We start from the raw sequence: 14,576 nt of genomic DNA on the forward strand, positions 1-14,576 counted from the left end.
GGGGTCCACACATGCCCGCACTGCTCATCATCGCCATCGTCATCGGCATCGTGCTGCTCGTGACCGGGATCGTCAGCGCCGCGCTGAAGTTCCTGCTGTTCATCGGCCTCGTGCTCATCGTCCTGGCCGTCATCGGCTGGATCGTCCGCCGGGTCCGCGGCGCCGGCTCGCGCGTCTGACGACGCGTTCCGCACCGGACGGGAGGCTCCCCACCAGCTGGTGGGGAGCCTCCCGTCCGTCGTGGGGCCGGCCCCGACGAGCGGCGACGCCGCGCCCTGTAGAATCGACGGACTATGGCGCAACCCGGCACGGCATCGCTGTGGGACGCGGCCCTGTAGAATCGTCGGACTATGGCGCAATTCGGATCGCTTTCTGATCGGCTCACCGAGACCTTCCGCAACCTGCGGACCAAGGGACGGCTCACGCCGTCGGACGTGGACGGCACCGTCCGCGAGATCCGCCGGGCCCTGCTCGACGCGGACGTCGCCCTCGAGGTCGTGAAGGCCTTCACGGCGGCGGTGCGCGAGCGTGCCCTCTCCGACGAGGTCAACCGGGCGCTCAACCCCGCACAGCAGGTCGTCCAGATCGTCAACGAGGAGCTCGTCGGCATCCTGGGCGGCCAGCAGCGCCGGCTCGAGTTCGCCAAGCGTCCGCCGACGGTGATCATGCTCGCCGGCCTCCAGGGTGCCGGCAAGACGACCCTCGCGGGCAAGCTCGGCAAGTGGCTCAAGAAGGACGGCCACACCCCGATGCTCGTCGCGGCCGACCTGCAGCGTCCGAATGCCGTGCAGCAGCTCCAGGTCGTCGGCGAGCAGGCCGGCGTGCACGTCTTCGCCCCCGAGCCCGGCAACGGCGTCGGGGACCCGGTCAAGGTCGCCAAGAACGCGATCAAGGCCGCGGTCGACCAGCAGTACGACACCGTCATCGTGGACACCGCCGGTCGTCTCGGTGTGGACGCCGAGCTGATGAAGCAGGCCGCGAACATCCGCAAGGCCGTCGACCCGGACGAGGTCCTCTTCGTCATCGACGCGATGATCGGGCAGGACGCCGTCACGACGGCCCGCGCGTTCCAGGAGGGCGTCGACTTCACCGGCGTCGTCCTGTCCAAGCTCGACGGCGACGCCCGCGGTGGTGCTGCGCTGTCGGTCGCCAGCGTGACCGGCCGTCCGATCATGTTCGCCTCCACGGGCGAGGGCCTCGACGACTTCGAGCCGTTCCACCCGGACCGCATGGCGAGCCGCATCCTCGACCTCGGCGACATCCTCTCCCTCATCGAGCAGGCCCAGGGCGCCTTCGACGAGGAACAGGCGATGAAGGTCGCCGAGAAGATCGCGTCCGACACCTTCACGCTCAACGACTTCCTCGAGCAGATGCAGCAGCTCCGCAAGGCGGGGTCGATCAAGGGCATGCTCGGGATGCTCCCCGGCGCGAAGGGCATGCGCGAGGCCCTCGACAACTTCGACGAGCGCGAGATCATCCGCACCGAGGCCATCATCCAGTCGATGACGCCGCAGGAGCGCGAGCTGCCCAAGCTCCTCAACGGCTCCCGTCGCCTCCGCATCGCGCGCGGTGCCGGGTCCACCGTGACCGAGGTCAACCAGCTCGTGAACCGCTTCGAGCAGGCGGCGAAGATGATGAAGACCGTCGCTCGCGGTGGTGTGCCGCAGATGCCGGGCATGGGGCCGATCCCGGGCATGCACGGCGGCAAGAAGGCGCAGCAGCAGGGCAGCAAGAAGAAGAAGGTCGGCAACCCGGCCAAGCGTGCGGCCCTCGCCGCCGGCACCGCCGCGCCGCAGCAGCAGGTGCCGCAGGGCTCGGGCCTCGGGCTCGGTGGCGGCAAGAAGGGCAAGGCGCCGACCGTGGAAGAGCTCGCGAGCCTGCAGAAGTTCCTGGGTCGCTGACGCGACCACCTGCATGACGGGAGGCCCGGTGCCAGCTGGCACCGGGCCTCCCGTCTGCCTGTGGTGCGTTCTGACCCACCGCGCCGGACTCAGCGAGTCGGATCGCGCGTAGGGGGTCCGAAATTCCGACCCCCTACGCGCGATGCGACCTACGACGCGCGATTCGACCTCCGACGCGCGAATCAGCCTGCGACGCGCGGGACCGCCTGCGGCGTCAGAGCGAGTCGCTCAGTTCGGCGACCAGGTGCCGGACGACCGCGCGCAGGTCGCCTCCGTGCTCCTGCGCGACCTTGAGCTGCCGCTGGTAGGACGCGCCGCGCTCGATCATCGTGTCGAGGTGGTGCAGCTCCTGCTGGCAGCCCAGGCGCTCCGCGATCGGGTCGAGCCGTGTCACCAGGTCGTGGACCTCGTCGGTGACCAGCCGCTCGTCGCCGGCCACGTTCGTGATGATCTCGGCGTCCATGCCGTAGCGGGCGGCACGCCACTTGTTCTCGCGGACGAACCAGGGCTGCATGGTCGGCAGGGTCTCGCCGGCGTCGAGCCGGTCCGAGGACGCGGTCACCAGGCACTGGACGAGCGCGGTGACGGCGCCGACCTCCTGCAGGGTCGAGATGCCGTCGGAGACCCGGTTCTCCAGCGTGCCCCAGCCCGGCGAGGGGCGGATGTCCCAGCGGAGGTCCTTGACGCCGTCGATCACACCGGTGTGGGTGAGGTCGCCGACGACCTCCTCGAAGTTGGCCCATGCGCCGAGCTGGGGCGGGAGGCCGCCGGTGGGGAGCTGCTGGAACATCAGGGCACGGTTCGAGGCGTACCCGGTGTCGGTGCCGGCCCAGAACGGACTCGACGCGGTGAAGGCCTGCAGGTGCGGCACGTACGCGAGCATCGCGTTCATGATCGGGACCGCCTTGTCGCGGTCGTCGATCCCGACGTGCACGTGGACGCCCCAGATGAGCATCTGACGGCCCCACCACCGCGTGCGGTCGATGAGCTCCGTGTAGTGCTCGCTGTCCGGCGTGATCTCCTGCTGGTCCCACACGGCGAACGGATGCGTGCCGGAGCACATGACCTGGGCGCCGAGCGGCTCGGCGGCGTCGATGACCTCGCCGATCGTGGCGGAGAGCTCCGAGGTGGCCCCGTGGACGGTGTCGTGCACGCCGGTGACGACCTCGACCGTGTTGGTGAGCAGCTCCTCGGTGACCTTGTCGTGGTCGCCGAGTCGCTCGTGCACGGCGGCGATGACGGCGGGCGCGCGCGGGGTCAGGTCGCCGGTGTCGCGGTCGACCAGCGGGAGCTCCCACTCGACGCCGAGGGTCGACGGGCGGGACTCGGTGAAGCGGATGTCCATGCTGTACATCCTGCCGGGGAGGTTGTCGGACACGCACAACGAACCGCAGTGTCGATCGTGCGGATCCGGTTCTCAGGACCTTCACACCAGGACTACCGTAGAAGCGCCGCACAGGGAATGAGGTACGCATGCAGCTGGTCGTCCGCGGTTCGTCCGCACCGCTCGTCGGGGAACTCGACATCCCGGTCTCGAAGTACCACGCGCACCGCGCACTGGTGCTCGCGTCGCTGGCGAAGGGGACGAGCATCGTCTACGGGATCAGCGCAACGCGACAGGTCGAGTGGACCGTCGGCACGCTCCGTGCCCTCGGTGTCGACGTCAAGCGCCGTGGCGACGAGTACCACGTCACCGGGCTCGGCGGCCGGTACGAGGCCACCGACGTCGTCGACCACGGCTCCCGCGGGGCCGACGGTCTGCTGAACATGGGTTCCTCCGGCACCACGCTGTACTTCATGACCGGCCTGGCGTCCCTGGCCGACAAGCCGATGACGCTCTCCGGGATGAAGTACTTCCAGCGTCGTCCGATCAAAGCGCTGCTGACCTCGCTGACGCAGATGGGCATCCAGCTCGACGCCCCGAACGACTGCCCGCCCGTCACCGTGCAGCCGGGGCGTCCCCGCGGTGGCGATGTCTCGATCGCCGGCACCCTGTCGCAGTGGGTGTCGGGGCTGCTGCTCGTCGCACCGTTCGCGGAGCAGGAGACCCGCATCCACATCACCGGCGGGCGGCTGAACGAGCAGCCCTACGTCGAGCTGACGGTCCGGATGATGCGGCAGTTCGGCCTGCGGGTCGACGTCTCTGACGACTGGCTCGAGTACCGGATCCCGGCGGGCCAGCAGGCCACGCCGCACGACTACGTCATCCCGCCGGACATCGGCTCGGCCGCGTTCGGCATCGCCGCCGCCGGCATCCGCGAGTCGAACGTGCTGCTGCGTGGCCTGCGGTCCTTCACCACGGCGGACACCGACCACCCGGAGAGCGAGTTCCTCGACCTCGCCACCGCCATGGGCGTCCCGATGCGCATCGACGAGGAGACCGGCTTCGTGCGCATCGAGCACGACGGCTCCCCGCTGCGCCCCCTCGACATCGACTGCCAGCCGATCCCCGACCTGCTGCCGGTCCTGTCGACGATGGCGACCTTCACCGAGGGCACGACCCGGCTCTGGAACGTGGCGCACATCCGCCTGAAGGAGTCCGACCGCGTCGCCGCGATGCTCCAGCTGAACCGGATGGGCGGTCGCGCCGAGCAGGGCGCCGACGAGCTCCGCGTCACGGGTGTGGGCGCCGGTGCGCTGCAGGGCGCGTCGATGTCGTCGTTCAACGACCACCGCGTGCTGATGTCCCTGGCCGTCGCCGCGACCCGGGCCGAGGGCGTCTCCGCACTCACCTACCCCCGGGCCTACCGGATCTCCTACCCGACCTTCCTCGAGGCGATGAACTCCGTCGGCCTGGACATGCAGGTCGGCGACGCCGAGGCCACGATCGCAGAAGCCGAGATCCGCGCGGACCGGGCCGAGATCGTCGACCAGCGCACCGACCTCGGCGAGGACACCACCGCGGCCGCCCGTGCCGAGGACCTGCCGGCGCTCGCCGGGGTCGACGCCGAACCGCTGGTCCTCAGCGAGAAGGTGCGCTCGCTCGCCGAGACCGACCCCGACGGCCTCGCCGTGATCGAGGTCGGCGGTCCGGAGCCGGTGAACACGACCTGGCGGGAACTGCAGGACGAGGCTGACCGGGTGTCCGCCCTGCTCCTCGAGCTCGGGGTGCGCCGCGGTGAGTCCGTCGCGATGCAGTTGCCGAACTGGCGCGAGTTCGTCTCGATCACCCTCGGGGCGATCCAGATCGGCGCCGTCGCGACGCCGATCATGCCGGTCTTCGGGCCCCGCGAGACCACCATGACGCTCGCTCGGTCCCGCGCCCGCGTCGTCTTCCTGCCGAACGTCTTCCGCAAGCGACGCCCGGCCCTGGAACTCCTCGACGTCATCGACGAAGCCGCCGCCCAGAAGCGTCGGCTCGCGGTCGAGCACGTGATCGTGCTGCGCTCCGAGGCCCGCGGCCCGGGGGAGACCCCGACGAACCAGCCGCCCGTGCCCGCCGACGCCTTCGAGCGCGTCGCGGCGAGCGAGTGGAACTGGCGCTACTGGGACACCGCGCTCGGCTCGGTGCAGGTCGACGTCGAGCAGATCCGCTCGCACGCCCCGACCCCGGACGACATCTGCCAGCTCCTCTTCACCTCCGGCACCACCGGCGAGCCGAAGGGCGTCCAGCACCCGCACCGCACGCTCGGCCTGGCCACGGCGATGCACGTCGCCCAGTCGGGACTGACGAGCGAGGACCGGATCTACATCCCGTCGCCGCTCGCGCACCAGACCGGGTTCCTCTACGGCATGCTGCTGGCCTTCCGTCTGGGTGCACCGCAGGTCATCCAGCCCGTGTGGGACGGCCGCGCGGCGCTCGAGCAGGCCTTCGGCGCGGCGGGGGCGACCTTCGTGCAGTGCGCGACGCCGTTCCTCACCGACCTGGTCGACCTGGTCGAGGCCGGTGCCCCGGCACCAGAGAGCCTGCGCATCTTCGTGCCGACCGGCGCCGCGGTGCCCCGTGCCCTCGCGCAGCGGGCCGCCACGGTGCTCGGCACGGCGATCCTCGGCGCGTTCGGCACCAGCGAGACGTGCCTCGGCGCGCTCTCCAGCCCGAGCGACGACCCCGCCGCGGCGTACGGCCACGACGGTCGGGCGCTCCCCGGCATCAGCATCCGCATCGTCGACGACGAGGGCACCGAGTTGCCGGCGGACACCGAGGGCAACTTCGAGCTGTCCTCGCCGACGATGTTCGACGGCTACCTCGACCGCCCCGACCTGACCGACGACGTCTTCACCCCCGACGGCTGGTACCGCACCGGCGACCTGGCCAAGGTGGACGCCAACGGCTTCCTCTCGATCACCGGTCGCGTCAAGGACGTCATCAACCGCGGCGGTGAGAAGATCCCGGTCGTGGAGATCGAGAACCTGCTCTACCAGCACCCGCTCGTGACGGACGTCGCGATCGTGGCGATGCCCGACGCGCGCCTCGGCGAGCGGGCCTGCGCCTACGTGGTGTCGGCACGCTCCGACGAGCCGCTCGACTTCGCCGGCATGCAGCAGTACCTGGAGCACGCCGGCGTCAGCAGGTACTACTGGCCCGAGCGGCTCGAGTACATCGACGAGCTGCCGCGCAACGCGGTGGGCAAGGTCCAGAAGAACGTCCTGCGCGAGCAGGTCGCCGCGCTCGTGAGCACGAAGGAGAACTGAGACGATGACGATGGTCATGGAACCCGCGACCGAGCAGGACCTCCACGAGCTCAAGGCCGAGGTCACCGAGTGGGTCCGCACGCGCGGTGAGGACTGGGCGAACGAGATCGAGCGCACCGGCAAGGTCGCGCCCGAGCTCTTCCAGGAGCTCAAGGACAAGGGCTGGCTGAGCCTCGCGGCACCCGTCGAGCTCGGCGGCCGGGCCATCCCGTTCTCCCGCTACCTCGAGGTGATGGAGATCATCTCGCGGTCGCACGCGTCGATCCGGATGCTCGTGCACGTCATCAACGGCACCTGGCGGGCCATGGCCCCGTACGCGTCTCCCGAGCAGATCGAGCAGGTCGTCAAGCCCTCGGTCGCCGGTGACAAGCTCGTCGCCTTCACCCTGACCGAGGCGACGGCGGGCACCGGCGCGGACATCCGCACGACGGTCCGCCGCGAGGGCGACACGTACGTGATGAACGGCGAGAAGCACCTCATCACGTTCGGCGTCAAGTGCGACTACTGGCTCATCGCCGCCCGCCTCGAGGGCACCACGGGCCAGGACGGCACCGTCGCGTTCCTGATGCCGAACACCGGGCTGCCCGGCGCCGAGGTCATCGACGACTCCGACACCATGGGGATCCGCGGCACCGACCACGCGATCCTGCGCTTCACCGACACCCCGATCCCGGCCAGCGCGCTGCTCGGGGACGAGGGCCAGGGGCTCGAGGTCGCACTCGGCGGCTTCCTGCTCCCGAGCCGCATCTCGGTCGCCATGAGCGCCGTGGGCCTCGCCGAGCGGGCCAACGAACTTGCGGTCGAGTACGCGAACGAACGCGAGACCTTCGGCAAGAAGCTCGCCACGCGCCAGGCGATCCAGTTCTACCTCGCCGAGAACTACGCCGACATCGCCGCCGCCCGGGCCCTCGTGCTCGAGGCCGCGCGTGCCTACGAGGAGGGCCGCCCGGACGCCGGCACGCTCTCCAGCGCCTCGAAGATGATCGCGGTGGACATGCTCGCCCGCGTGAGCGACAAGGCACTGCAGGTGCACGGCGGGCAGGGCTACTGGAAGCGCAACGCGATCGAGCGGGTCTACCGTGACGCTCGCGCCCAGCGCTTCGAAGAGGGAACCAACGAGATCCAGAAGCTCATCGTCGGCCGTGCCGTCGTGACCGGCCAGGTCGGCTTCTGAGACACAATCGAACCACCGGACTGGGCCCACACCGCCGGTTCCGGATCGACGCCCCAGCGGCGAGCCGGCCGTGCCGGTGGGGAGAGGCTCGTGGCGGCCCCGCCACGAGCCTCCCGTCCGCCCCTGCACACGCAAGAAGAGGACTGACGTGACCGACCCCAGCACCGCACCCATCGCCCTGATCACCGGCGCGTCACGCGGCATCGGCCGCCTGCTCGCGCAGAAGCTCGGCGCGCGCGGCGTGACCGTCGTGATCAACTACAAGAAGAACGCGGACCTGGCCGAGGAGTCGCTCGCCGACGTCCGCGCCGCTGGCGGCGACGGCATCACGGTGCAGGCCGACATCGAGGACCCGGCGTCGCTCGACGCCATGTTCGACCTGGTGCGGGACACCTACGGCCGCCTCGACATGTTCGTCGCGAACGCCGCGGCCAGCGCGTTCAAGCCCGTCGCGGACCTGAAGCTGCACCACCTCGACCGCAGCTACGCCACGAACGCCCGGTCCTTCGTGCTCGGCGCCCAGCGTGCCGCCGACCTGATGGACCGCGGCGGCCGCATCGTCGTCGTCACGTCCTACGGGTCGCTGCGCGCGTTCCCGACGTACGCCGCACTCGGTGCCGCCAAGGCGATGACCGAGTCGTACATGCAGTACATGGCGGTCGAGTTCGGTCCGCGCCAGATCACCGTGAACGCGGTCAACGGCGGGCTCATCGACACCGACTCGCTCGACTACTTCTACAACGCGGTGCCGGGCATGGCACCGATGGAGTCCGTGCTGTCGAAGGTGCCGCTGCAGCGCCCGGGCACCGCGGACGACATGGCCGACGCGGTGGACTTCCTGCTCTCCGACAAGGCGTCGTACATCACGGGGCAGATCCTCTCCGTCGACGGCGGCATCACCGTCGTCGCGCCGCCGTTCTGGTCGGACACGACGTCGCCGCTGCGGGACGCCGTCCTGCCGGGCGACGGCGCTGACGGCGCTGACGGCAGTGGCGGCGCTGGCGGTCCCAAGGGGCCGTCCGTCATGGGCGACGTCGGGGAGTAGCAATGTCCCTCGCCGCTCCCGACACCGCCGTCGCGTCCGTCGCGTCCGCGTGGACGCTCGGCCCCCTGCACCTGCCGAACCGCGTGGTGATGGGGTCGATGCACACCGGCCTCGAGGTCCACGACGACGGCGGCGTCGGGATGGCGGCGTTCTACCGCGAACGTGCTGCTGGGGGAGCGGCCTGCATCATCACCGGCGGCATCGCGGTCAGCGACGAGGCCCGCGGTGGTCCCGACTTCGCCGTGTTCGGTGCGGACGGCGCCGACGAGCGCTTCCGGGTCGCGGTCGACGCCGTGCACCAGGAGGGCGGCACGATCCTCGCGCAGCTGTTCCACGCGGGCCGGTACGCGCTCGTGGGCGGGATGGTCGACCGGCACGGCGACCCCCAGCGCGCCGTCGCGCCGTCGGCCCTGCCCTGGGCGGCGGCACGCGGAGTCATCCCGACCGAGCTCACCGCGGACGAGATCGAGCGGACGATCGAGGACTTCGCCGCCGCGGCGCGGTCCGCCCGCGACATCGGCTTCGACGGCGTCGAGATCATGGCGTCCGAGGGCTACCTGATCAACCAGTTCCACTCGCCGCTGACGAACCTGCGTGACGACGCCTGGGGCGGGTCGCCCGAGCGCCGTCGACGGTTCCCGGTGGCCGTCGTCCGGGCCGTCCGCGACGCCGTGCCCGACCTCGCCGTCACGATCCGGCTGTCGGGCGCCGACCTGATGCCCGGGTCCTCGACCCCGGAGGACGTCGACGCCCTGGTGCACGACCTGCTGCCGCTCGGCCTCGACGGCATCTCGGTCGGCATCGGCTGGCACGAGTCCCGGACGCCCACCGTGCAGGCCGCGGTGCCGCACGGGGCGTGGCTGTCCTACGCGCGGCGGATTGCCCGGGTCGTCCGCGACTCGTCGTACCCGGACGTGCGGGTCATCGCCTCGAACCGGATGACGGACCTGCGCGACGGCGATGCCGTGCTCGCCGACGGACTCATCGACGCCGTGGCCCTGGCGCGCCCGTTCCTCGCCGACCCCGCCATCGTGTCCCGCTCGCTCCAGGGCCGGTTCGCGCTGGTGAACACCTGCATCGGCTGCAACCAGGCCTGCCTCGACCGCTCGATCGTCGGCGCGCCCGTGTCGTGCCTGGTCAACCCCCGTGCCGGGCGAGAGGTCGCCTTCCCGCTCCGCCCGACCACCGAGCCGAAGCGCGTCGACGTCGTCGGCGGGGGACCGGCCGGCCTGGCCGCAGCGGTCGACGCCGCCCGTCGTGGCCACCGGGTGACGCTGTGGGAGGCCGCCGACCGGCTCGGCGGCCAGTTCGGGCTCGCCGCCGTCGTCCCCGGGAAAGAGGACTACGCCGCCACCGTCCGCGCCGCCCGTGCCGAGCTCGACGAACGCGGTGCGGCCGTGCACCTCGGGCGCCCGGCGACCGCAGCGGACCTCGTCGACAGCGACGCCGTGGTGCTCGCCCCCGGGGTGCTGCCGCGCGTGGTCGACGTCCCCGGTGCCGACCTGCCGCACGTCGTGTCGTACGAGCGTGCGCTGACCGAGGGCGTCCCCGCGGGCACCGTCGCCGTCATCGGTGGCGGCGGCATCGGCGTCGACACGGCGGCGTTCCTCACCGAGTCGCCCGACGAGGCCGTCCGTGCGGGGGAGTTCGCCGCCCGCTGGGACCTCTCGGTCGCGCGGGACGTCGTCGGCGACCTGCCCCAGCGGGAGCCCGCTGCCACGCGGACGATCCGTCCCGGTGACCAGGTGACGGTGCTCCGACGCACGGGCAAGTTCGGCCAGGGCGTCGGCCTGACGTCCCGGTGGGTCGCACTCGGGCGGCTCCGCGACGCCGGCGTGCGCATGGTCGGCGGGGTGCAGGAGTACCTGCGCATCGAGCCGGGCACGCTGTGGATCCGCGACGAGGACGGCGCGGAACGCGCGGTGCCGGCGGACCATGTCGTGATCTGTGCCGGCCAGGAGAGCGTGATCGGCGCCGACGGTGACGACCCCACCGGACTGGTGTCGGGCCTCCAGGACGCCGGCGTGCCGTTCGCCGTCGTGGGCGGCGCACGCGACGCCCGCAGCGTCGACGCCGTCCGTGCCACGACCGAGGCGCTGGAGGCGGTCCGGACACTCGCGCCGTGACGGCGCGTCCTGGCTCGCTTCTCGCTCGGAAACCTGCAAGAATGAACGGTCGAAACGTGTCCGCTCGACCCTCTATCCAGCGGATCACGTATCTCTCGAGCTTCCACCGTGTGTGCCCCCACGCCCGCGGTTCCGGTTCAACCACAACAACACGCAACAGGAGCATTTGTGGCTGTCAAGATCCGTCTCAAGCGTCTCGGTAAGATCCGGGCGCCGTACTACCGTGTCGTCGTCGCCGACTCGCGCACCAAGCGCGACGGTCGCGTCATCGAGGAGATCGGTCAGTACCACCCGACCGAGGAGCCCTCGGTCATCAAGATCGAGTCGGAGCGCGCGCTCTACTGGCTCGGCGTCGGCGCACAGCCGACCGAGCAGGTCGCCGCACTCCTCAAGCTCACCGGTGACTGGGCCAAGTTCAAGGGCGAGGCCGACACCACCTCCAAGGTGAAGGTCGCCGAGCCGAAGCAGCCCTTCACGGTCGACTCGACCAAGAAGGCCGTCCTCAAGCCGAAGGCGGAGAAGAAGGCCCCGGCCGCTCCCGCCGAGTCGGCCGACGACGCAGAGACGACCGAGGCGTAACGACCTTGCTCGAATCTGCGCTGACGCACCTCGTCAAGGGGATCGTCGATCACCCGGACGACGTGCGCGTCGCCAGTTCCACCTCCGCGCGGGGCGAGGTCCTCGAGGTGCACGTGCACCCCGAGGACCTCGGCCGCGTGATCGGACGCGCCGGTCGGACCGCCAAGGCGCTCCGCACCCTCGTCACGGCTCTCGCCGATGGCAAGCGGGTGCGGGTCGACGTGGTCGACTCCGATTCCTGACGAGGCGACCCAGGTCCGGGTGGGTCGCATCACCAAGGCGCACGGGCTCAAGGGCGGTCTCAAGCTCGAGCTCTACACCGACGACCCGGATCGTCGGTTCACGCACGGAGCGGTCTTCACGCTCCAGGTCCCCGAGGACTCTCCCTGGTCGGGCAAGACGCTCGCCATCGATGAACTCCGCTGGTACAACGGCCACCCGGTCGCCTTCTTCGAGGGCATCACGGACCGTTCCGGCGCCGAGACCCTCGCACGGGCCATCCTCTGGGTCGACCAGGACCCCGACGAAGAGACGGGCGAGGACGACGCCTGGTACGACCACCAGCTGGTCGGCCTCCGTGTCCTCCGCGACGGCGTCCAGGTCGGCACGGTCGCCCGCGTCGACCACCTGCCGGCACAGGACCTGCTCGCCATCGACACCGCCGACCGCGGCGAGGTCCTGGTGCCCTTCGTCTCCGCGATCGTCCCGGCGGTCGACATCGCCGCCGGCACCGTCACGGTGACCCCGCCGACCGGGCTCTTCGAGGACCCGGTCGCCGAGATGGCGACGCCCGAGCCGCCGTCCGCAGACGCGTCGAGTCCCGCCCCAGACGACGAGTCCTAGCGCCGTGCGCATCGACATCGTCACGATCTTCCCGGAGTTCTTCGGCGTCCTCGACGTCTCGCTCCTCGGGAAGGCGCGGCAGGGCGGGCTCCTCGACCTGCACGTGCACGACCTGCGCAGCTGGACGACCGACCGGCACCGCACCGTCGACGACACCCCGTACGGCGGTGGCGCCGGCATGGTCATGAAGCCCGAGCCCTGGGCCCAGGCTCTCGACGCGATCCTGCGGCAGGACGGGTCGTCGACGCTCGTCGTCCCGACCCCAGCGGGCACACCGTTCCGGCAGTCGATCGCCCGCTCGCTCGCGGACCACGACCACCTCGTCTTCGCCTGCGGGCGGTACGAGGGCATCGACGCCCGGGTCTTCGAGTGGGCGGCGTCGCGCTGCTCGGTCGTCGAACTGTCCCTCGGTGACTACGTGCTGAACGGCGGCGAGGTCGCGGCCATGGCCATGATCGAGGCCGTCGGACGCCTGGTCCCCGGCGTGGTCGGCAACCCCGAGTCGCTCGTCGAGGAGTCCCACGAGGACGGCCTGCTCGAGTACCCCTCGTACACGAAGCCCGCCGCGTGGCGCGACCTCGACGTGCCCGAGGTCCTGCTCTCCGGTCACCACGGGCGCATCGCTGCCTGGCGGCACGAGCAGCAGGTGGAGCGGACGCGGCGCGTCCGCCCGGACCTGCTCCCCGACGCGTAGCGGGTCGAAGCCCGCGTAGCAGGTTGAATCGCGCGTAGGGGGTCGGATCTTCCGACCCCCTACGCGCGTTCTCGCTTGCCATCGCAGGTGGTGTGGGTCGGACCGTGCGCCGGACGGGAGGCTCGGGGCCAGGCCGCCACGAGCCTCCCGTCCGGCAGTCCGTCAGGTGCGCGCGTCTGCGCGCAGGGTGAGGATCTCGGGGCCGGTCTCGGTGACCGCGACCGTGTGTTCGACGTGCGCGGCGCGGGAGCCGTCGACGCTCCGGAGCGTCCAGCCGTCCGCGTCCTGCACGAGCTCGTCCGTGCCCTGCATCAGCCACGGCTCGATCGCGATGACCAGACCGGGGCGGAGCTTCAGGCCGCGACCGGGCCGACCGTCGTTGGGGACGTGCGGCTCGCCGTGCATCGTACGACCGACACCGTGACCACCGAACTGCAGGTTGACGTCGTAGCCCGCTCGGCGCTCGACGGCCCCGATCGCGGACGAGACGTCGCCGAGCCTGTTGCCCGGCCGCGCCTGCGCGATGCCCGCGGCGAGGGCTCGCTCGACCGTGTCGATGAGGCGCTGGTCCTCCTCCCGAGGCGTGCCGACCTGGACGGTCACCGCGGAGTCGGCCGTCCAGCCGTCGACGCTCGCGGCGAAGTCGAGGCTCACGAGGTCGCCGTCGACGAGCACGCGGTCGTGGGGGAGCCCGTGGAGTGCTGCGTCGTTCACGCTCGTGCACAGGTTCCGGCCGAACGGGGAGTTGCCGAACGACGGGTGGTAGTCGACGTAGCAGCTGACGGCGCCGCGGTCGGCGATCATCTGCGCGGCCACCCGGTCGAGGTCGAGGAGATTCACGCCCACGTCGACGGTCCGGAGCAGCTCGTCGAGGACGTCGGCGACGAACCGGCCGGCCACGCGGAGTCCGTCGAGTTCGGTCGGGGTGCGGAGTTCGGTCATGGAGCCATCCTCCCCGGTCCCGCGTTGTGCGGCGTACCGGAGCTGTGGCAGTATGGACAGCTGTGCCCTGGCTGGACTCTGCCACGGGGGAGTCGCCGACACCGGGCACACCACTTCGTTCCCACCACCGATCCGCGGCGACCCGTGTGCGTCCGCAGAGAGTGAACTGACTCATGAGCCAACTCCTCGACAACGTCGACGCAGCATCGCTGCGCACCGACGTCCCGGACTTCCGTGCGGGTGACACCGTCAAGGTCCACGTCAACATCATCGAAGGCACGCGCTCGCGTGTCCAGGTGTTCCAGGGCGTCGTCATCGGCCGCCAGGGCCACGGCATCGGCGAGACCTTCAAGGTCCGCAAGGTCAGCTTCCAGGTCGGCGTCGAGCGCTGGTTCCCGGTGCACTCGCCGATCATCGACCACATCGAGATCGTGACCCGCGGTGACGTCCGTCGCGCCAAGCTGTACTACCTGCGCGAACTGCGCGGCAAGGCGGCTCGTCGCAAGATCAAGGAGAAGCGCGACAACTGATCGCCTTCACAGTGAGCGCCGCGAGCCGGACGCCGCTGACGGCCCCTCGTCCATGTACGGTTGTGCATCGGACGGGGGGCTCTCCCGTTCCCCCGGTCCTGCTCGAAGCA

Annotated in this window: 13 protein-coding genes; 11 read left to right on the top strand and 2 right to left on the bottom strand. The window is 70.9% G+C overall.

The features are described 5' to 3' along the window. The first annotated feature begins 11 nt into the window (after nt 1-11). Together ITJ54_RS00285 and ffh are read left to right on the top strand one after the other, a co-directional pair. Nucleotides 12-179, top strand: coding sequence for a hypothetical protein (locus tag ITJ54_RS00285; protein ID WP_194625383.1), 168 nt, complete (start codon nt 12-14; stop codon nt 177-179). A 171-nt stretch (nt 180-350) separates the two neighbouring features. Beyond that, nucleotides 351-1,901 (top strand): signal recognition particle protein, encoded by a 1,551-nt coding sequence (gene ffh / locus ITJ54_RS00290; RefSeq protein WP_194625384.1) that lies wholly within the window; start codon nt 351-353, stop codon nt 1,899-1,901. Between the two features lie 214 nt (nt 1,902-2,115). On the opposite strand, the gene ITJ54_RS00295 is transcribed toward ffh, so the two are convergent. Continuing rightward, a complete protein-coding gene (locus tag ITJ54_RS00295; RefSeq protein WP_228508274.1) occupies nt 2,116-3,255 on the bottom strand; it encodes a glutamate--cysteine ligase in 1,140 nt (379 codons plus the stop codon). Nucleotides 3,256-3,374: 119 nt separating this feature from the next. Here ITJ54_RS00295 and aroA point away from each other — a divergent pair, with 119 nt between their 5' ends. The 8 genes from aroA (at nt 3,375) to trmD (ending at nt 12,994) form a co-directional block, all read left to right on the top strand. Then, nucleotides 3,375-6,533, top strand: coding sequence for a 3-phosphoshikimate 1-carboxyvinyltransferase (gene aroA / locus ITJ54_RS00300; RefSeq protein WP_194625386.1), 3,159 nt, complete (start codon nt 3,375-3,377; stop codon nt 6,531-6,533). A 4-nt stretch (nt 6,534-6,537) separates the two neighbouring features. Further along, on the top strand, nt 6,538-7,707 hold the full coding sequence (locus ITJ54_RS00305) for an acyl-CoA dehydrogenase family protein (protein WP_228508096.1): 1,170 nt from the start codon (nt 6,538-6,540) through the stop codon (nt 7,705-7,707). Between the two features lie 148 nt (nt 7,708-7,855). Then, a complete protein-coding gene (locus tag ITJ54_RS00310) occupies nt 7,856-8,752 on the top strand; it encodes an SDR family oxidoreductase (RefSeq protein ID WP_194625387.1) in 897 nt (298 codons plus the stop codon). Between the two features lie 2 nt (nt 8,753-8,754). Beyond that, nucleotides 8,755-10,878, top strand: a complete 2,124-nt coding sequence (locus tag ITJ54_RS00315) for an FAD-dependent oxidoreductase (protein WP_194625388.1) — start codon at nt 8,755-8,757, stop codon at nt 10,876-10,878. 168 nt (nt 10,879-11,046) lie between these two features. Next, nucleotides 11,047-11,457 (top strand): 30S ribosomal protein S16, encoded by a 411-nt coding sequence (gene rpsP, locus ITJ54_RS00320; protein ID WP_194625389.1) that lies wholly within the window; start codon nt 11,047-11,049, stop codon nt 11,455-11,457. 5 nt (nt 11,458-11,462) lie between these two features. Next, nucleotides 11,463-11,699 carry an RNA-binding protein gene (locus ITJ54_RS00325; RefSeq protein ID WP_071271248.1) on the top strand — a complete coding sequence of 79 codons (237 nt, stop codon included), beginning with the start codon at nt 11,463-11,465 and terminating at the stop codon, nt 11,697-11,699. A gap of 19 nt (nt 11,700-11,718) precedes the next feature. Next, complete coding sequence (rimM, locus tag ITJ54_RS00330; RefSeq protein ID WP_323741537.1) at nt 11,719-12,300, top strand: ribosome maturation factor RimM; 582 nt, start codon at nt 11,719-11,721, stop codon at nt 12,298-12,300. Nucleotides 12,301-12,304: 4 nt separating this feature from the next. Further along, the gene (gene trmD, locus ITJ54_RS00335) at nt 12,305-12,994 is read left to right on the top strand and encodes a tRNA (guanosine(37)-N1)-methyltransferase TrmD (RefSeq protein WP_194625391.1); all 690 of its coding nucleotides are present in this window, start codon (nt 12,305-12,307) and stop codon (nt 12,992-12,994) included. A 162-nt stretch (nt 12,995-13,156) separates the two neighbouring features. Here the strand turns inward: trmD and map are convergent, their stop codons facing one another. Beyond that, on the bottom strand, nt 13,157-13,936 hold the full coding sequence (map, locus tag ITJ54_RS00340; RefSeq protein ID WP_194625392.1) for a type I methionyl aminopeptidase: 780 nt from the start codon (nt 13,934-13,936) through the stop codon (nt 13,157-13,159). Nucleotides 13,937-14,109: 173 nt separating this feature from the next. On the opposite strand from map, the gene rplS reads away from it, so the two are divergent. Then, nucleotides 14,110-14,466, top strand: a complete 357-nt coding sequence (gene rplS, locus ITJ54_RS00345; RefSeq protein ID WP_071271237.1) for a 50S ribosomal protein L19 — start codon at nt 14,110-14,112, stop codon at nt 14,464-14,466. Nucleotides 14,467-14,576 lie beyond the last annotated feature (110 nt).

Origin of the sequence: Curtobacterium sp. VKM Ac-2865, from assembly GCF_015350905.1 — a bacterium.
GTDB lineage: Bacteria > Actinomycetota > Actinomycetes > Actinomycetales > Microbacteriaceae > Curtobacterium.